General features: G+C 54.5%; 16 protein-coding genes. 5 read left to right on the top strand and 11 right to left on the bottom strand.

Annotated features, from left to right (window positions below):
* The first annotated feature begins 357 nt into the window (after nt 1-357).
* Nucleotides 358-1,983 (top strand): methyl-accepting chemotaxis protein, encoded by a 1,626-nt coding sequence (locus FAZ14_RS17530; RefSeq protein WP_153508949.1) that lies wholly within the window; start codon nt 358-360, stop codon nt 1,981-1,983.
* Nucleotides 1,984-2,065: 82 nt separating this feature from the next.
* Here the strand turns inward: FAZ14_RS17530 and FAZ14_RS17525 are convergent, their stop codons facing one another.
* Nucleotides 2,066-3,025: a cell envelope biogenesis protein TolA gene (locus FAZ14_RS17525; protein ID WP_153508948.1), complete on the bottom strand. Its 960-nt coding sequence runs from the start codon at nt 3,023-3,025 to the stop codon at nt 2,066-2,068.
* A gap of 781 nt (nt 3,026-3,806) precedes the next feature.
* Here FAZ14_RS17525 and FAZ14_RS17520 point away from each other — a divergent pair.
* Nucleotides 3,807-5,447 (top strand): methyl-accepting chemotaxis protein, encoded by a 1,641-nt coding sequence (locus tag FAZ14_RS17520; protein WP_153508947.1) that lies wholly within the window; start codon nt 3,807-3,809, stop codon nt 5,445-5,447.
* 120 nt (nt 5,448-5,567) lie between these two features.
* On the opposite strand, the gene FAZ14_RS17515 is transcribed toward FAZ14_RS17520, so the two are convergent.
* The 6 genes from FAZ14_RS17515 to FAZ14_RS17490 form a co-directional block, all read right to left on the bottom strand.
* Nucleotides 5,568-6,752, bottom strand: a complete 1,185-nt coding sequence (locus FAZ14_RS17515; protein ID WP_153508946.1) for an aminotransferase-like domain-containing protein — start codon at nt 6,750-6,752, stop codon at nt 5,568-5,570.
* Nucleotides 6,753-6,840: 88 nt separating this feature from the next.
* A complete protein-coding gene (gene livF / locus FAZ14_RS17510; protein WP_016942790.1) occupies nt 6,841-7,542 on the bottom strand; it encodes a high-affinity branched-chain amino acid ABC transporter ATP-binding protein LivF in 702 nt (233 codons plus the stop codon).
* A gap of 6 nt (nt 7,543-7,548) precedes the next feature.
* Nucleotides 7,549-8,319, bottom strand: coding sequence for a high-affinity branched-chain amino acid ABC transporter ATP-binding protein LivG (gene livG / locus FAZ14_RS17505; RefSeq protein ID WP_012886629.1), 771 nt, complete (start codon nt 8,317-8,319; stop codon nt 7,549-7,551).
* Nucleotides 8,316-9,596, bottom strand: a complete 1,281-nt coding sequence (locus tag FAZ14_RS17500) for a high-affinity branched-chain amino acid ABC transporter permease LivM (RefSeq protein WP_016942789.1) — start codon at nt 9,594-9,596, stop codon at nt 8,316-8,318. The genes livG and FAZ14_RS17500 overlap by 4 nt, the downstream gene beginning before the upstream one ends.
* Complete coding sequence (livH, locus tag FAZ14_RS17495) at nt 9,593-10,519, bottom strand: high-affinity branched-chain amino acid ABC transporter permease LivH (protein WP_012886631.1); 927 nt, start codon at nt 10,517-10,519, stop codon at nt 9,593-9,595. Before livH ends, FAZ14_RS17500 begins: the two co-directional genes overlap by 4 nt.
* A gap of 78 nt (nt 10,520-10,597) precedes the next feature.
* The gene (locus tag FAZ14_RS17490) at nt 10,598-11,710 is read right to left on the bottom strand and encodes a branched-chain amino acid ABC transporter substrate-binding protein (RefSeq protein ID WP_153508945.1); all 1,113 of its coding nucleotides are present in this window, start codon (nt 11,708-11,710) and stop codon (nt 10,598-10,600) included.
* 403 nt (nt 11,711-12,113) lie between these two features.
* On the opposite strand from FAZ14_RS17490, the gene panM reads away from it, so the two are divergent.
* Entirely contained in the window at nt 12,114-12,533 is a 420-nt protein-coding gene (gene panM, locus FAZ14_RS17485) for an aspartate 1-decarboxylase autocleavage activator PanM (protein WP_016942787.1), read from the top strand.
* Between the two features lie 282 nt (nt 12,534-12,815).
* Here panM and rpoH read toward each other — a convergent pair whose 3' ends face one another.
* From rpoH to ftsY, 4 genes are all read right to left on the bottom strand, one after another.
* Nucleotides 12,816-13,673 carry an RNA polymerase sigma factor RpoH gene (gene rpoH, locus FAZ14_RS17480; protein WP_012886634.1) on the bottom strand — a complete coding sequence of 286 codons (858 nt, stop codon included), beginning with the start codon at nt 13,671-13,673 and terminating at the stop codon, nt 12,816-12,818.
* 370 nt (nt 13,674-14,043) lie between these two features.
* Nucleotides 14,044-15,021, bottom strand: a complete 978-nt coding sequence (gene ftsX, locus FAZ14_RS17475) for a permease-like cell division protein FtsX (protein WP_016942785.1) — start codon at nt 15,019-15,021, stop codon at nt 14,044-14,046.
* Nucleotides 15,011-15,679 (bottom strand): cell division ATP-binding protein FtsE, encoded by a 669-nt coding sequence (ftsE, locus tag FAZ14_RS17470; protein WP_012886636.1) that lies wholly within the window; start codon nt 15,677-15,679, stop codon nt 15,011-15,013. Before ftsE ends, ftsX begins: the two co-directional genes overlap by 11 nt.
* Before the next feature lie 5 nt (nt 15,680-15,684).
* Nucleotides 15,685-17,079: a signal recognition particle-docking protein FtsY gene (gene ftsY, locus FAZ14_RS17465; protein ID WP_153508944.1), complete on the bottom strand. Its 1,395-nt coding sequence runs from the start codon at nt 17,077-17,079 to the stop codon at nt 15,685-15,687.
* 297 nt (nt 17,080-17,376) lie between these two features.
* On the opposite strand from ftsY, the gene rsmD reads away from it, so the two are divergent.
* Complete coding sequence (gene rsmD, locus FAZ14_RS17460) at nt 17,377-18,000, top strand: 16S rRNA (guanine(966)-N(2))-methyltransferase (RefSeq protein ID WP_153508943.1); 624 nt, start codon at nt 17,377-17,379, stop codon at nt 17,998-18,000.
* A complete protein-coding gene (locus FAZ14_RS17455; RefSeq protein ID WP_023641036.1) occupies nt 17,990-18,271 on the top strand; it encodes a DUF1145 family protein in 282 nt (93 codons plus the stop codon). The genes rsmD and FAZ14_RS17455 overlap by 11 nt, the downstream gene beginning before the upstream one ends.
* Nucleotides 18,272-18,314: the final 43 nt, after the last annotated feature.

Raw genomic sequence — 18,314 nt, 5'->3', positions numbered from 1 at the left:
TAACAACGCCACACACGCCAGCACATGCAACTTTTATCGCACCATCAATGGTCTGCCTTTATTTCGCCTGCACGCCACCTGTCATGTTGGTTAAAACAGTGGATGTATTTTGTTAAAAAGTTAATTAACTAAAAAATCATTTCGCAACTCAACGATAACAAGTTGAAATCAATTCGCACAGGTTGTTTCGCCGGTGAGGTTACATCCACCGTCTTTACCACCGATATCCCACATCACTCGATGTGGCAGGACAGCACGACTGCCACCGGAAGTATGACGGCTATACGCGCTTTTGTTTCACTCCAGGGAATGCATATTCATGCATGACGGCAACACCAAAATAAAATAAGGCACACGATGCAGATACTAAAAAATATGAAGCTCGGCACTATGCTCGGATCCGGTTTTATACTGGTCATTCTGATCGGTTTTACCGTAGCCATTTTCGGGCGCAGCCAGTTGATTCATGTGGGCAATAATCTGGATTACCTGTCCAATATTCGCCTGAATAACCTGATTGCCATGCAGGAAATTAAAGATAACTTCAATGCCGCAGCCCGAATTATTCGGGAAAGCGCAATACAAACTGACACCACGCTTCTCACGCAGGAAAAGCGCCGACTCGACACACTTATCGAACGGAATAACAGTCTGCTCAGGTTGCTGGATGAAAAACTGAAGCTGAAAAAGTCACGGGAATTGCTGACGCAACTCAATCAGGCACGTCCGCCTTATTCCAATGCGGTACGAAAAGTCATGGAACTGAGCATGAACGGCCAGCAAGAACAGGCCCGCGCGTTAATTCTGGGTGAGCTATTGAGCGCGCAGTCCACGCTGTTCAACGTGATGGATACCATGATAACGGAACACAAGAATGACACGGTCGAGATGTCCCAGCATTTCATGGCGGATGCCCGCGACGCCGGTAGCCTGTTGTTGATAGTCACCGCCATCAGTGCATTGTTGGGTGTACTGGTCGCCTGGCTGATTACCCGTCAGGTGAAAGGGCAACTGGGCGGTGAGCCAGCCTATGCCTCACATATTGCCCAACAGGTGGCACAAGGCAACCTGGCGGTAGAGGTGCAGTTACACGCCAACGACCAGTACAGCCTGCTGGCCGCCATGCATACCATGCGCGACAACCTCAGTCACATCGTCAGTCAGGTACGCCAGAGCAGCGAGTCTATCGCCAGCGGGTCGCAACAAATCGCCATCGGCAACGCAGACCTCAGCCAGCGTACCGAAGAGCAAGCCGCCAGCCTGCAACAAACCGCCGCGTCGATGGAGCAGATGAGCCAGACGATTCATCAAAACGGCGAAACCGTGCGCGAAGCCGCCCTGCTGGCCACCACCGCCAGCCAGACGGCCACCAAAGGCAGTGAGGTGGTGAGCGACGTGATTTGCACCATGCAAGAGATCACCAGCAGCTCACAAAAAATCGGCGATATCATCAGCGTCATCGACAGTATTGCCTTCCAGACCAATATTCTGGCACTGAACGCCGCGGTGGAAGCCGCCCGTGCCGGTGAGCAAGGCCGTGGCTTTGCGGTAGTAGCCGGAGAAGTACGCTCACTGGCGCAACGTTCCGCGTCCGCCGCCCGGGAAATCAAGGCATTGATCACCGAAAGCATGGAGAAAGTAGAAAGCGGCTCTCGTCGTATCAGCCATGCCGGTGTCACGATGGGGGAGATCGTCTCTCAGGCGCGTCATGTTGCTGAATTAATTAATGAGATTGGGGTCACCACCGGTGAGCAGGAATCCGGCATCGGCCAGATTCATCAGGCTGTCAGCCAGCTCGACCAGGTTACCCAGCAAAACGCCGCGCTGGTAGAACAATCCGCCAGCGCGGCGGAAAGCCTGAACGCCCAGGCTAGCCATCTGGTGCAGTTGGTGAATGTGTTCATCCTGGTCAGTCATGCTGGCCAGACCCGACGCCCATCGCCTGACAACGTCGCCTTGCCTCTGACATTAGCGTCACGATAACCACGGCATCAGCAGCGGTTAATCACCTATTCGGGGAGAAGGAGACTGGCCCGACTCCCCGAATCATGCTGCTGTGTGACGCTCAGACCTGCACATCAATCGAGACATTGCCCGCCGGGCCGACAGACAGATCGGCACTGATATCCGCCCCTCCCGTCATGTTCATCGACTGCACCGTCTTCTCGATATCGGCAACAGCGCGATTGATCGCCTTAATCTGCTTTTGGGCTTCGTCATCGTCATGTCGGCTGGCATTTTTCGCCATCGAGAGTAACGATTTCAGCTCACGAACGGCATCCTGTATTGACTTCGCATCTGCCCGCCGCTGCGTTGAACCGGCACTGCGCTCAATAAACGCAGCAGCCACGTCCTGCCATTGTTTCGCTTCCCGTGCAGACGCGTCGCCCTCACCACTTTTTGCCGTCGATGGCACGCCCGCAGTACGCTCCCCCGCGCCCAGAGTCGGCGATTCAGCAGAGGCACTGTCACCAGCGGCAGAGGTGGTGGTTGCTGCTGTGGCTGTGGCTGTGGCTGTGGCTGTGGCTGTGGCTGTGGCTGTGGCTGTGGCTGTGGCTGTGGACAATGCACCACCACCGCTTTCTGCTGCCACGCCAGACTGATTTTCCCCTCCCGCCGAGCCGGTAGCCGCCCCGCCGCTGCCTCCGCTCAGTGTTTTCGCCGCCTGTCCCAGCTCTGCGGCCAACTGGCGAAGCTCGCGTAGTACACCGGGAGGCACCGACTGGCCAGCCAGCGACAGCAACATCATCTTCAGCATCTGGATGCGCCGTTTGATTTGTTCAATACGCCCGCGCGCCAGGTCCTGGTCGGCACTGTTGAGCTTGTTCATATTGACCCGCATGGCGGCATCAATACGTTTACGAACCTCGTCGCTGAATTGCACCATCACAGACGTCAACGATGGCTGCTCGCGGGATGTCTCGGTTTCGGTGCTGGTTTGCGCCGTACTGGCGTCACTATTGGTCCTGACATTCTGCGTTGGCGTACCTGTGGCAGAACGGTTGAAAGAAAGTGGAGAAGTCATTCGAAGTCCTATGCAGCGCCGGTCATCACTCATCAGCAAAAATGAAGCATGAGGTGTTCCCACACCATCGGGCCACATTTTTCTGACACATATTGAAACATAACGGCACCACACCCACAGTCTTTAGGCCATGTACGTCTTCACCACCACACCGTCGTCAGGCAAAAGCATTTCTCATTACCCTGCTATACAGCGATATGATAGACAGGCGAAAAAAGACGGTATTAATAACAATAAATTATGCCTAATCCATTCGCAATAAAATGAATTAATATAAAAATAATCACACCAATGAAGTTTAATAAAAAAATAAATATTGCCCTTTATAGACAAACCCTCATTTTGCTTCCATATTGATAGTGTCGGCCTAGTAAGCGTTACCACGGAAGACATCATCTGCCGGACTGGCATCAACCAACGATATGTTGTTCAATTTTCTTTTTATACACCTGCCGACGGTGTTATAGCCCGACACCAGATAATAGACCCTTGCTGGATAAAACCGTACTGCGATATTTTTTGAATATACGCCGTACAGATAACTTTATACAAAATAATAAGATATCTGGGCCAATCCAATGAAATGAGAAGGCTTAGTGTTTTTATTTTCCAGCGATAGGTTACACATTGAATATCAATGTAAAAATGCAGTTGCACGACACTATGGCAGGTATATCAATCGGCCAGTCATCATGACAAGGTGATGATATTCCTTATTTTCTGGCACCCGTTCTTTGCATCACCCATGTGAACGAAGACATCGACACACAGGCACGGAAATATGGACAAATTAAAGCACATGAAACTCAATACGATGATTGGCGCAGGTTTTGCTGTCGTTATTATTATCGGATTTCTCGTCGCTACATTCGGTAAAATACAATTACGCGAATTAAGCTCAGATATTCAGTTACTTTCCCAGAATCGTATCGTTAAATTGCTACTCATACAATCCTATAAGGATAATATGATCGTCGTAACCAATTCCGTGCGCAATATGGTTATGCTGACCGATGTCACCAAGATGAGTCAGGAGAGAAAGAAAATCGATGAGAACGTGGAAAAAAATGCAGCGATCATCAATAAATTAAAAGCAATGTCCAGTGACCCAACCGGTCAGCAACTGATAAATAACCTGGCCACTGTCCGTCCCGAAGCTGTCGCCGCCCTGAGCAAAGCCATCGCACTGGCGCAATCTAATCGTAATGAGGAAGCCCGCAATGTCATCATCAACGAAATGCAACCCGCGCAGGACAAGCTGATTGCGGCCATTGATGACATCGTCACCTATCAGAAAACCGCCACCACCGATCTGGCTGATGATGCTGAAAATCTGTCAGACAGTGCCGGTAATACCATGTTTATTCTGGCGATTGTGGCCATGCTGATCGGAGCGCTGATCTCCTGGTTGATTACCCGTCATGTCAAAGGCACCCTCGGGGGTGAACCGGCAGAAGCCGCGCGTATTGCCCGGCAAATCGCACAAGGCAACCTGTCGCTGGCGATACCGCTACAGAAAAACGACAATCACAGTCTATTGGCTGCCCTTGAGATGATGCGCCGCAGCCTGAGCCACATCGTCGATCAGGTGCGCCAGAGTAGCTATGCGATCGCGATGGGAACCAGCGAAATCGCCAGCGGAACCAACGATCTTAGCCAGCGTACCGAAGAACAGGCCGCCAGCCTGCAACAAACCGCCGCGTCCATGGAGCAAATCAGCAACGCGGTCAGCCATAACGTAGAAATCGTCCATCACGTGACAGAGCTTGCCAACAACGCCAACAGTACTGCCGATAAAGGCAATGACGTGGTCAACAATGTCATCAGCGTGATGAACGACATCAACAGCAGTTCCCAGAAGATTGTTGATATTATCCAGCTTATCGACAGCATTGCTTTCCAGACCAATATCCTGGCGCTTAATGCCGGGGTAGAAGCCGCCCGCGCCGGGGAAGAAGGGAAAGGGTTCGCCGTGGTCGCCAGTGAAGTTCGCTCGCTGGCACAGCACGCCGCCAGCGCGGCACACGACATTAAAACCCTGATTACGGAGAGTGTACAAAAAATTGAAACCGGGGCTGATTTGGTCACCCATGCAGGCAGCACCATGAGCGATATCCTGCAACAGACCAAGCAGGTTGCTGAACTGATCAATGAGATAGGTATTTCGACCAGTGAACAGCAACTGGGGATCTCGCAAATCAACACCGCAGTGGCGCAGTTGGATCAGGTCACCCACCAAAATGCGGCGCTGGTAGAGGAATCGGCCACCGCGACCGATAGCCTGAACCAGCAAGCAGCCCATCTGGTGGACGTGATCAAAGTGTTTGTAGTGGAAGAAACTATTTCACGCAAACGGCTGGATATGAACGACCCGGTTAACATTGCCGATGCCCCCATCGAGCGCCGTCTGGTTATGCATTGATACCGTGATGCACAGTCATACATAGCAGTACTACCTATACAGAGGGGACGTGTAGCACGTCCCCTCTGTGGTGTGACCGATATCTATAGCGTGCCGGTAATGTATCCAGCCTGATGCGGCTTACAGCGCACGGCGCAAACGCGCCACCGCTTCATGCATCTGTTCTTCGGTGGCCGTAGCGAACGACAAACGCAGCGTGGACTGGTCCGGTTTATCGGCAAAGAAGAACTCGCCGGGCACGAACACCACACCCTGCGCCAGTGTTTTCTGCAGCCAGGCGGTGGTATCAAACGGCTGACGGAAACGCGCCCACAGGAACATGCCGCCTTTCGGCTGGTTGAAGCTCATCACATCGCCCAGTTCATGCGCCATCAATTCAGACAACAGTTCACCTTTGCGGCGATAAGCCTGACGGATGGTATCGATCTGTGCAGGTAAGCGCCCACTTCCCAGATAGAACTCCACGATAGTCTGGGACAATGAGCTGGCGTGCAGGTCGGCGGCCTGTTTGATAATCGCCACGTTATGCAGCAGCCATTCCGGCAGAATCGCCCAGCCTAAACGCAGCCCCGGTGCCAGAATTTTGGAAAACGACGAGGTATAGACCACGCGGTCGGCATGACCGGCTTCTTTCGCCAACTGGTAAATCGTGGCATGGCGTTCCTCGGTGAAACGCAACTCGCCATACGGGTCGTCTTCTACGATCAGGAAATCGTGACGGGCGGCCAGCGCCACCAGTTGACGGCGACGGTCTGCGCTCAGGGTAACGCCGCTCGGGTTACCGAAATTCGGTACCAGATAGACACCTTTGATACGCGTGGTTTCGAGCAGTGCTGCCAGCTCCTCCACCACCATGCCGTTTTCGTCAGACGATACCGACATCACCTGCGCTTCTGCCAGTTGCAGCGTTTGCAGTGCCGCCAGATAGGTCGGGCGCTCTACCACAAAGATATCTTGCGGGTTGGCGGTGGCACGCATCACCAGATCCAACGCCTGCTGGGAACCGGCCGTCACTACAATGTCCTGCGCCTGCGTTTGTACACCACGCAGCGCACACAGTTCAGCGATACGCTCACGCAACAACGGGCTGCCTTCGGTCAGGCCATACTGAAACGCCGATTTTGGCTGCTCGGTAATCGCCCGTTGAGTTGCTTCATTCAGTCCCTGGAAATCAAATAACGCATCAGAAGGAATGCCGCCCGCCAACGAAATCACGCCGTCCATTTTGCTGTGCTTGAGCAATTCACGAATCGCGGAGCTTTTCAGGCGCGCCATGCGCTGCGCCAGTAACCCATCCGTTGACATGTTAAATCTCACTTATTTTTTTAAAAAGATGGTAGAAAAACGGGCCGGTAAAACCCGGCCCGATGAGGTGTCTCACGTGAACAGTAATTTAACCACCAAGGTAGGCAGAACGCACGGCTTCGTTAGCTAACAAAGCATCACCGGTGTCTTCCAACACCACTCGGCCGTTTTCCAGCACATAGCCACGGTCCGCCAAACGCAGCGCCTGATTGGCATTCTGCTCCACCAGGAAGATGGTCATGCCTTCTTCGCGCAACTGCTGGATGGTGTCGAAAATCTGCAAAATGATGATCGGTGCCAGGCCCAACGAGGGCTCGTCCAGCAACAACAAACGCGGCTGGCTCATCAGCGCACGGCCGATAGCCAACATTTGCTGTTCACCGCCGGACATGGTCCCGGCACGCTGAGCACGACGCTCAAACAACCGAGGGAACAGGTCATACACACGCGCAATGCGCTCCTGATACTGTTCACGGCTGGCGAAGAACCCACCCATCGCCAGATTCTCTTCTACCGTCATGCGGGAAAACACCCGACGGCCTTCCGGCACGATAGCGATAGCTTCACGCATAATGCGCGCCGTCTGCCAGTCGGTAATGTCTTTGCCGTCGAACACGATAGACCCTTGCGAGGCACGCGGCTCACCGCACAGTGTGCCCAACAGGGTGGTTTTACCCGCACCGTTAGCGCCAATCAGCGTCACGATCTCACCCTGATTGATATGCAGGCTGACCTGATGCAACGCCTGAATTTTGCCGTAGTGCGCAGAAACCTGATTCAATGACAACATAACGTTTTATCCTTCACCCAGATATGCACGGATAACATCCGGGTTGTTACGAATTTCAGCCGGGGTACCGTTTGCCAGCGGCGTCCCCTGATTCACCACGTAAATCCGGTCAGAAATCCCCATCACCAGCTTCATATCATGTTCAATCAACAGCACGGAAACCTGATGATTGCCGCGCAGGTCGATAATCAGCTCGTTAAGCTCTTCCGTTTCTTTCGGGTTCAGACCGGCAGCGGGTTCATCCAGCATCAGCAGTTCCGGGCGGGTCACCATGCAGCGGGCGATCTCCAGCCTGCGCTGCTGACCATACGCCAGATTTCCCGCCTGACGATTCGCCAGTTCCAGCAACCCCACGCGCTCCAGCCAGACGGCGGCTCGCTGCTGGGCATCCGCTTCGGCACGGCGAAACGCCGGTGTCTTTAACAGGCCAGCGAACACCCCGCTTTTGAGGTGCTGATGTTGGGCGACCAGCAGGTTCTCAATCACGGTCATTTCGCGAAAAAGACGCACATGCTGGAAAGTGCGCACCACCCCCATACGGGCTATTTGCTGTCCCGGCAAGCCTTCCAGATGCTGGTCCCGCAGCACAATGGTGCCGCCAGTCGGGCGATAGAAACCGGTCAGGCAGTTGAATACCGTGGTTTTACCGGCACCGTTGGGGCCTATCAACGACACTATTTCGCCCTGATGCAAATCCAGCTCGACGTTGTTGACCGCCAGCAGGCCGCCGAAGCGCATCATCAGGCCCCGGACCGACAATAATGGCTGCGTGCTCATGCCTGCTCTTCCTTCTTCTCAACCTTACCAACCTGCAGCTTTATCTGCGGACGCTTCATCGGTAACAGCCCTTGTGGCCGCCAAATCATCATCAGTACCATCAGCGCACCCAGCACCAACATGCTGTACTCATTCAGGTCACGCATCAGCTCACGCGATACCACCAGCAGGATGGCCGCCAGAATCACCGCAAACTGCGAGCCCATCCCACCCAGCACCACGATAGCCAGCACAAACGCCGACTCCACAAAGGTGAAGGATTCCGGGCTGACAAAGCCCTGGCGAGCAGCAAACAGCGTACCGGCGAAACCCGCAAATGCCGCACTGATGGTAAACGCCGTCAGTTTGATCTTGGTGGGACTCAGCCCCAGCGAACGGCAGGCAATTTCATCTTCACGCAGCGCTTCCCAGGCCCGGCCCAGCGGCATGCGCAGCAAGCGGTTGATGACAAACAACGTCAACACCACCAGCAACAATGCCACCATGTACAGGAAGATGATGCGGTCGCTAGGGTCGTAGCGCAGGCCAAAGAAGTGATGGAACGTATCCCAACCGCCTTGCGCAGTACGGTTAAACTCCAGACCGAAGAGCGTCGGCTTCGGAATCTGGCTGATGCCGTTCGGCCCACCGGTAAAACCGGTATTGTTGAGCAGCAGGATACGCACAATCTCGCCAAACCCGAGGGTGACGATCGCCAGATAGTCACCGCGCAAGCGCAGTACCGGGAACCCGAGCAGGAAACCGGACAACGCTGCCGTCAGCCCTGCCAGCGGCAGGCACTGCCAGAAACCGAGGCCATAATAATGGCTCAGCAGCGCGTAGGTGTAAGCGCCGATGGCGTAGAAACCGCCGTAACCCAGCACCAGCAGACCAGACAACCCCACCACCACGTTCAGGCCAAGGCCCAAAATGATGTAAATCATGGTCAGCGTGGCGATATCCACCGTCCCGCGCGACACCACGAACGGCCAGACGACGGCGGCGATAACCAACGCCAGCGCCAGCAGTTTTTGCCGTGGCGTGCTGCCGTCAAAGCTCGGCAGCACAAAACCGGGGCCAGAGACTTTCTTCGCCCCTTGCGCCAGGGCAGGACGCAGTAATTGAAACAGGAACACCAGCGCGCAGGCAGCGATAATCCACATCCAGCGTACTTTTTCCGCTCCGTGTACCACCAGACGGGTTCCATCGAGACTCAGTTGCATCCCCATCAGGAATGTCGCCAGTACCAGCAGTACCAGCGCTGAGACCACGGCATTAACCAGCGTGTGCAGTTTCATACCTTTTCCACCTCCGGACGGCCCAGAATCCCGGTCGGCATCACCAGCAGCACCACGATCAACAGCGCAAAGGAGACCACATCTTTATATTCGGTACTGAGGTAGGCAGACGTCAGCGACTCGGCAATGCCGAGAATCAGGCCGCCGATCATCGCCCCCGGAATACTGCCGATACCGCCCAGCACAGCGGCGGTAAACGCTTTCATACCCGCCATAAAGCCGATATAGGGGTTAATCACGCCATAGAACTGGCCCAACAGCACCCCGGCCACCGCCGCCATCGCGGCACCGATAACGAAAGTCAGCGAGATAACACGGTCAGTACTGATACCGAGCAGGCTCGCCATTTTCAGGTCTTCCGCACAGGCACGGCAAGCGCGCCCCATACGGGAGTAGCGGATAAACAGCGTCAGTGCCAGCATCGCCAGAAAGGTGACGACCCAGATAGTCAGCTGCATGGCAGAGAGCGTCGCGGCAAAGCCGTTGCTTTCACCCAACACCCACTGGCCCTGGATAAGGCTCGGCAACGCCACATCACGCGACCCCTGCATCAAACTGACGTAGTTCTGCAGGAAAATCGACATCCCGATGGCAGAAATCAGTGCGATCAGACGTTTGGAATTGCGCACCGGCTTATAAGCCACACGCTCGATACTCCAGCCATAGGCGCTGGAGATCACCACCGCCGCGATAAACGCGACGCCAATCAATAGCCAGCCAGCGTCGATGCCCATCATCATCAACGCCGCAATCACGATAAAAGAAACATAACTACCGATCATGTACACCTCGCCGTGGGCGAAGTTAATCATGCCGATAATGCCGTAAACCATGGTGTAGCCAATGGCAATCAGCGCATAGGTGCTGCCCAACGTCACGCCGTTGAACATCTGCTGAAAGAAATAGAGGAACTGCTCTGACATACCTTAACCTTAGACATTGCCCCCGCAGCCTGACTACTGAGGGGGCATCGGTATTGGGAGTAATACGGGTTCGGTTAATTACTTCGCCGGAGAGGAAGTACCGTCTGCGTGCCACTCGAATACGCCAAATTCAAACCCTTTCAGGTCGCCTTTTTCGTCCCAGCTCAGCGGGCCCATCACCGTGTCTACCGACTTGGCTTTCAGGTCAGCGGCCAGCTTGGCAGGCTCGGTGCTGCCAGTACGCTGCATTGCCGTACTCAGCGACTGCAACGCGGCATAGGTCGTCCACACGAACGGACCGGTCGGATCCAGTTTTTTGGCTTTCAGCGCGTCAACGATCGGCTGGTTGGTCGGCACCTGGTCATAACGCTTAGGCAAGGTGACCAACATGCCTTGAGAGGCTTCGCCCGCGATGTTGGACAGCGACGAGTTACCCACACCTTCCGGGCCCATAAACTTGGTCGTTAGGCCAGCGGCACGAGCCTGGCGTAAGATCTGCCCCATTTCCGGGTAGTAACCGCCAAAGTAGACAAAATCGACGTTTTCTTTCTTCAGGCGCGCCACCAGCGTGGAGAAGTCTTTATCCCCGGCGGTGATCCCTTCGAACAGCACCACATTCGCATTGGCTTTTTTCAGGCTATCCTGCACGGCACGAGCCAGGCCTTCGCCATACTGCTGTTTGTCGTGCACCACGGCGATGCGCTGCGGTTTAACGTGCTCCAGAATATATTTCGCGGCGGTCGGCCCCTGATCGGAATCCAGACCGGTGGTACGCATAATCAGCTTGTAGCCACGGGTGGTCAGGTCCGGTGCGGTCGCAGCCGGTGTAATCATCAGCACGCCTTCATCTTCGTAAATGTCAGATGCAGGCTGAGTGGACGACGAACACAGGTGACCAATCACATAGTGAATACCTTCGTTAATCACCTTGTTGGCGACAGCAACGGCCTGTTTCGGGTCGCACGCGTCATCGAATTCCACACCCACCAGTTTGTTACCGTTCACGCCGCCTTTGGCGTTAATGTCGGCAATAGCCTGACGCGCACCGGTAAACTCCATATCACCGTACTGCGCTACCGGGCCAGACATGGCACCGACGATCGCGACTTTGATATCCGCCGCGTTTACCGCATGGCTCATTGCCGCTGCCAGGCACCCCACCAGTAATGCGTTACCTTTGCTTAATTTCATCCGTTTTACCCCATCTGTCATTTTTGGATATTGCTATAATTATTGTCGTTAACCGTTATTGTTCGCACTTTTTCATACGGAATAACGAGTTAGACTCTACTATAAGCAATAGTTTGTAATAAGGCTTTATTATTCATAATATTAAACAGGAGTTTTATGCTGTAAATCAACTGTAATTCTCAGTAAAACACGGTGCGAACAGCATAAAATATCACCTTTAAAATTTGAGTTTTGCTTTATTAATAGTCAGTTATGCTGGTTTTAACACCAAAGAATGATTAATTACTCGAAAAATTAATGCCGGGAAAACCTTTTCCCCTGTTAACCGTACAGAAAAAGTTACACAACCCTTTTTCTACAGGATCACTACAATATTCTTAAGAATCAACAGGAGTACCCGCGTATGAGACTCTCGGTTGAACGCCTCACAAAAATCAGCGAACAGGACAGGCATGACCTGGCTTTCATTTGGCCACACCAGAATTTCGACGCACTGGAGCGCGACCTGAACCATGATCACCGCCTGTTTGCCGCCCGCTTCAACGACCACCTGCTGGCCGGGGTGATTGTCGAAATCGATACCAACAGCGACAGCGCAGAGTTAACCGACCTGCAAGTCAGAACCTCCACCCGGCGGCATGGTGTCGGCAAGTATCTGCTCGAAGAGGTACTAAAAGCCTGCCCTGACGTGAAAGAGTGGTGGCTGGACGCCGCCGACCATGCCCTGGTCAGTGAAGCCGTGATGGATAAGTTTATGCAATCCTGCGGTTTCTATCCGGTATCCGGCGGCTGGGAATATATTGTCAATCAGGAAGGGAAGTGAACAAGGAAGGAAAGTAGTGGCGTGCCCGTGATAAAAAGCCTGGCGTGTATACCCTAAATAATCCAGGTTGCAGGTATACGGGTATAAAACAAAACGACCGGGTAGTTTGAACTATCCCGGTCGTTTATACCCATCATACTTCAAGTTGCAGGTGTGTTGGCTGCGTTCGCTCACCCGAATCACTTACCTGAGTAAGCTCATCGGGATTCACTCTCTTGCCGCCTTCCTGCAACTCGAATTATTTTGGGTATAGACGTTGAATCGTCTGCGAATAGCACGGCGTTATGCTTCGATAGCCGCTCGCAGTTTCTTCATCGCGTTCTTTTCTAGCTGACGCACACGCTCAGCAGACACACCGTAATGATCCGCCAGTTCCTGCAACGTGGACTTATTATCATCGTCCAGCCAGCGGGCACGGATAATATGCTGGCTGCGCTCATCGAGCCCTTCCAGCGCATAGGTCAACTTGTCTGCCGCATGGGTTTCCCAGTTGTCCTCTTCGATGCCATCGGCAAAGTCGGACGACTTATCCTGCAGGTAGAGCATCGGTGCCATCGGCTGGCCCGGCTGCGCATCATCTTCCGGCGACGGATCAAAGGTCATATCCTGCGCCGCCATACGCGATTCCATTTCACGGACGTCTTTGCTGGTCACACCCAGCTCACGCGCCACCAGCTCCACTTCATCCTGATTGAACCAGCCTAAACGCTGCTTGGTCTTACGCAGGTTGAAGAACAGCTTACGCTGCGCTTTGGTGGTCGCCACTTTGACGATACGCCAGTTGCGCAAGACATACTCGTGAATTTCGGCCTTGATCCAGTGCACGGCAAACGACACCAGACGAACACCGACATCCGGGTTAAAGCGACGTACCGCCTTCATCAGGCCGATGTTGCCTTCCTGAATCAGGTCCGCCTGCGGCAGGCCATACCCTGAATAATTACGGGCAACATGAATAACAAAACGCAGGTGCGAAAGAATCAACTGCTTGGCGGCGTCCAGATCCCCGTGATAATGCAGTCGTTCAGCCAGCGCCCGCTCTTCGTCTGCCGTCAGCATCGGATAGGCATTGGCGGCACGGATGTACCCTTCCAGACTGCCCTGGGGAACTAAGGCGAAAGTTTGCATATCTTTGGTCATTCCACCCCTCTCATTAATCATTCATAACGTTGCACATCATCGGATAGCATACCGGTAATTGCTGCACTTTCTGTGCCTAAAAAATCGATTTGCTGCGCCTAAACACTATTTAGGTCTTACCACCGGTTTAGAGTGTGACAAGCTGCACAAGTTCCACCATTTTTAACCATCTTATTTTTCATATCAAGATGGCAGCACGGTGAAAGGCAGGCTGGCGAACAGCGAAGAAAGGAAGGCTCTCACTCACAACTTTAGTTAACTAACGGTCTTAGCTAACTAACAATCTTAGTTACACACTTCCCCCGCCGGGCGTCACGCACTTCGGGGGAAGAGTATACCAGAAAACCATCAGGCTGGACGTCGAGACAGGTTATTGCGGTGTAAAACGGCGTAAATGTTGTACCGTTGCCAGCCAGGCCGCCAGCCAGCCAATCATCGCCGCGACCAGAATCAGCAGTAGCGCTTCATCCCAGCCCAACCCGCGTACCGTGAAGGTGGTGCCGAATACCGCTGCTACCTGTGCCGCTGCCCCTGACAACTTCCAGACCAGCGCCTGCGACAGGATTAGCGACAATACCGCGCCGCAAAATCCCAGCAGCGCACCGCCATGCAGGAACGGCCGCAGAATAAAGCCGTCCGTCGCACCGATAAGCTTCATCACATTGATGGTTTCACGACGGCTGAAAATACTGAGCCGCACACTGTTGCCGATCACCAAAAAGACCGCCACCACCATCAGAATGCCTATCGTCGCTGCCACCTGACCCACCAGCCCAGTCAACGCCACCAGACGGGAGAACCAGCTGTCATCCATGCGCACTTCATCCACCCCTTGAGTAGCGGCGATACGATCACGCAAGGTTGTGAGTGTCTGGTTAGACTGGAAGCCCAGCTTCGGCGAGACAATGGCCACCGCCGGCAGTGGATTTTCCTCCAGCATATCCAGCGCGCCGCCAAAACCGGACCAGTTACGGAACTCGCCCATCGCTTCATTGCGTGACAGGTAGTTGACCTTATCTACGCCATCTTCCGCCTTGATTTTGCCAATCACCGCTTCGGCGGCGTTGTCATCCAGCGACTTGTCCAGATACACCGTCAATTGCGGTGTGGGATACCACTGTGACGCCGCCTGACTGACGTTTTTCCACACCAGATAACAGATGCTGGGCAGTGTCAGTGAAATGGCGATCACCATGATGGTTAATAACGTAGCCAACGGCTGACGCAGCATATCGCTCAGGGTGTTAGCCCAGGCGTACCGCCACTGTTCCTGCCAGCCACCTTGCAAAGCACGGGACTTGGATTTGGTGTTGTTGGCGGTTCGCTGCGTGCGGGTATTATTCGCCATCGTGACCTCCCAGCATGCGACCTTGCGCCAGCGTCAGCACCCGATAATGGCGACGGGCGATAAGCCCGGTATCATGCGTTGCCATCAACACGGTGACGCCCACGCGGTTAAACTCTTCAAACAAGCGCAGAATGCCTTCGGAGAGCGCGTCATCCAGGTTGCCGGTCGGTTCGTCCGCCAGCAGTACGGCAGGTTTATTCACCACCGCTCGGGCAATGCCGACACGCTGTTGTTCACCGCCGGAGAGCTGAATCGGGTAGCTGCGCGCCTTGTCGAGCAGCCCGACCTTATCCAGCGCCGCCGACACACGGCGACGGATATCCTCGGCGCTGGCACCGGAGATAATCAGCGGCATAGCGACGTTTTCATACACCGTGCGATCCATCAGCAAATGGTGATCCTGAAAGATCATACCGATCTGCCGACGCAAAAACGGCACCTCACGTTTTTTCAGGCGGCTGATATCGTGGCCACCAAACAGGATGTGGCCCGCGCTGGGGCGCTCAATCCCGCAAATCAGCTTCAGCAGGGTACTTTTCCCCGCACCAGAGTGACCGGTCAGAAATACCATTTCAGCCGGGCGGATATGAAAATCCACCCCCTGCAACGCCTGGCGACCACCGAGGTACGCCTTACTGACCTGCTCAAACCGAATCATCCGTTTTAATCCTCACGGGCAAACAAGGCTTCAATAAAATCATCCGCCTTGAACGGCCTTAAATCATCGATACTCTCTCCCACCCCGATGTAGCGGATAGGAATGCCGAATTGATCGGCGATAGCGAAGATCACGCCGCCCTTGGCGGTGCCATCCAGTTTAGTCAACGTGATGCCACTGAGCCCAACCGCCTCGTTAAACAGTTTGGCCTGGCTGACCGCGTTCTGACCGGTGCTGGCATCCAGCGTCAGCATCACTTCGTGCGGTGCGTCTTCATCCAGCTTCTTCATCACGCGCACAATTTTCTTCAGTTCTTCCATCAGGTGCGATTTGTTTTGCAAACGACCGGCGGTATCGGCAATCAGCACATCGACGCCACGCGCTTTGGCGGCCTGCAACGCATCGAAAATCACCGAGGCGGAATCCGCACCGGTGTGCTGCGCCACGACGGGGACATTGTTACGCTGGCCCCACACCTGTAACTGCTCTACTGCCGCCGCGCGGAACGTATCGCCCGCCGCCAGCATCACCGATTTGCCTTGCGCCTGATACTGACGCGCCAGCTTGCCGATGGTGGTGGTTTTACCCACCCCGTTGACGCCGACCATCAAAATGACGAATGGCGTTTTGCTGTCGATAGCCAGCGGCATATCCACTTTCGCCAGAATCTCGCTCATTTCCGCTTTCAGCAACGCGATCAGTGCTTCGGCATCTTTCAGTTGCTTGCGGCTGGCATGTTCGGTCAGACGGGCGATAATTTTGCGGGTGGTTTCCACCCCGACATCGGCGATAAGCAGTTGTTCTTCCAGCTCATCAAACAGATCGTCATCAATTTTCTTACCGCGAAACAGACCGACAAATCCTGAACCCAGATTCTGACGGGTCTTGATCAAGCTGCGCTTGAGGCGGGCAAAAAAGCCTTCTTTGGTCGGGCGCTCCTGCTCTTGCGACACGACCGGTGCCGCCATCGCTGCCACCGTATCGTGCTCGGGTTCCGCTGGCTCCTCGACTTGCACGTCATCTGGCGTTTCGGTGCCGTCTACTGCGTCGGCGTCAACGGCGACCTCATCTTCTACGCCAGCATCTGGCGTATCGGCTGCCAGCGTCATGCCCGGTTGTTCGGGTGCTGCGGTTGATGCTTCTACTGCCGTGTCCAACGGTTGCGCATCTGGCGATGGCGTTTGCGCCGTTTCGGCTGTCACCCCGTCTTGTACCAGCTGCTCGGGTACGGTTTCACTGATATTCTGTGCCGATGCCACCGCCGCAGGCGTTGCGTCATCCGCAGTCTGATCTGCGGTCTGTGTCGCTTCCGGCACCGGTTGCGATTGTTCGGTTTGCTCTTCGTCCTGACGCCCTAATCCCAGCCAGGAAAAAAATCCGCGCTTTTTCTCTTTTGCCATCGTGTAATTGCGCTCCTGCCACCCAGTGCGGCTGATCAATAACCAATGAAGTCAATAAAACAACGAGTTTAACACTTTCCCGACGCCAGCAACACGCGCCGGACCACCGGGGAGAGTGACAATCTCCGTAACCAGGTGTGTCAAACAACGGACAAATCTACGAATTTGGGGGATTTTTCCGCGTTTCCTCCCATTAACTGCATCTTTACATTTGCTACACCGGCCGCCACCGTTAAAATAACGCCTCACAAAATCCGACGGGCAGCCGTCGGTACCCTTTTCAGCAAAATACAGGTTATGGCAAAACATCAAGCGACATCCGCACCCGGCCAAATCCGCATCATCGGCGGGCAATGGCGCGGCAGAAAACTCCCCGTGCCGGACAGCCCCGGTTTACGCCCTACCACTGACCGCGTACGCGAGACCCTGTTCAACTGGCTCGCACCGGTGATTGCACACTCACGTTGTCTGGACTGTTTTGCCGGTAGCGGCGCGTTGGGGCTGGAAGCGCTGTCCCGTGCCGCGGCCCACGCCACGCTGCTGGAAGCCGAGCGCAATGTTGCACGCCAGCTGACGCAAAACCTGGCACTGCTGCGTGCGGATAACGCCGAGGTGGTGAACACCGACACGCTGCAATGGCTGGCTAAACCGTCGTCGGCGCTTCCTTTCGATGTGGTGTTTCTTGACCCGCCATTTCGTCGTGGCCTGTTAGACGACACACTGCGGCTGTTGGAAGCCGGTGACTGGCTGGCGGAAGAAGCCTGGATCTATATCGAAACCGAGGCGGAAAACCGCATGCTGGCTATTCCGCCCAGCTGGTCGCTACACCGGGAAAAAACCGCAGGACAGGTTTCCTATCGTCTTTATATCCGTCACGCATCTGACGCAACGCCTGGAGGCAACGATGAGCATTTGGATTAACTTTGGCCGACTGCTGATGCTGGGTATATGGGGATTCTTGATTCTGAACCTGATTCATCCTTTTCCCCGCCCGCTGAATATTTTCATGGTGCTGGCGATGGGATTCATGCTGTTGATGCACGGCGTGCAATTTCTGCTGCTCAAAGCCAGTCAACCCAAAGACGCCCCGCCGCTCAGCGGGATGTTGCAGTTGCGCATCTTTCTGTTTGGGGTATTCGAATTACTGGACTGGCAGCGCAAACAACCCGTGCCGCCGCGTAAAAAACGCTAACGGCCAACCGCCTATCAGCAGGGAAACGGTGGCGCGCCACGCG

Source organism: Dickeya oryzae (genome assembly GCF_009372235.1).
Classification (GTDB): domain Bacteria; phylum Pseudomonadota; class Gammaproteobacteria; order Enterobacterales; family Enterobacteriaceae; genus Dickeya; species Dickeya oryzae.
The sequence above is the reverse complement of the archived record's forward strand: the minus strand, read 5'-3'. Positions and strand labels throughout refer to the sequence as shown.

Excerpts from the sequence above, each read along its gene's own strand:
- FAZ14_RS17530 (WP_153508949.1), top strand. The coding sequence starts at position 358 with ATGCAGATACTAAAAAATATGAAGCTCGGCACTATGCTCGGATCCGGT.
- FAZ14_RS17525 (WP_153508948.1), bottom strand. The coding sequence starts at position 3,025 with ATGACTTCTCCACTTTCTTTCAACCGTTCTGCCACAGGTACGCCAACG.
- FAZ14_RS17520 (WP_153508947.1), top strand. The coding sequence starts at position 3,807 with ATGGACAAATTAAAGCACATGAAACTCAATACGATGATTGGCGCAGGT.
- FAZ14_RS17515 (WP_153508946.1), bottom strand. The coding sequence starts at position 6,752 with ATGTCAACGGATGGGTTACTGGCGCAGCGCATGGCGCGCCTGAAAAGC.
- livF (WP_016942790.1), bottom strand. The coding sequence starts at position 7,542 with ATGTTGTCATTGAATCAGGTTTCTGCGCACTACGGCAAAATTCAGGCG.
- livG (WP_012886629.1), bottom strand. The coding sequence starts at position 8,319 with ATGAGCACGCAGCCATTATTGTCGGTCCGGGGCCTGATGATGCGCTTC.
- FAZ14_RS17500 (WP_016942789.1), bottom strand. The coding sequence starts at position 9,596 with ATGAAACTGCACACGCTGGTTAATGCCGTGGTCTCAGCGCTGGTACTG.
- livH (WP_012886631.1), bottom strand. The coding sequence starts at position 10,519 with ATGTCAGAGCAGTTCCTCTATTTCTTTCAGCAGATGTTCAACGGCGTG.
- FAZ14_RS17490 (WP_153508945.1), bottom strand. The coding sequence starts at position 11,710 with ATGAAATTAAGCAAAGGTAACGCATTACTGGTGGGGTGCCTGGCAGCG.
- panM (WP_016942787.1), top strand. The coding sequence starts at position 12,114 with ATGAGACTCTCGGTTGAACGCCTCACAAAAATCAGCGAACAGGACAGG.
- rpoH (WP_012886634.1), bottom strand. The coding sequence starts at position 13,673 with ATGACCAAAGATATGCAAACTTTCGCCTTAGTTCCCCAGGGCAGTCTG.
- ftsX (WP_016942785.1), bottom strand. The coding sequence starts at position 15,021 with ATGGCGAATAATACCCGCACGCAGCGAACCGCCAACAACACCAAATCC.
- ftsE (WP_012886636.1), bottom strand. The coding sequence starts at position 15,679 with ATGATTCGGTTTGAGCAGGTCAGTAAGGCGTACCTCGGTGGTCGCCAG.
- ftsY (WP_153508944.1), bottom strand. The coding sequence starts at position 17,079 with ATGGCAAAAGAGAAAAAGCGCGGATTTTTTTCCTGGCTGGGATTAGGG.
- rsmD (WP_153508943.1), top strand. The coding sequence starts at position 17,377 with ATGGCAAAACATCAAGCGACATCCGCACCCGGCCAAATCCGCATCATC.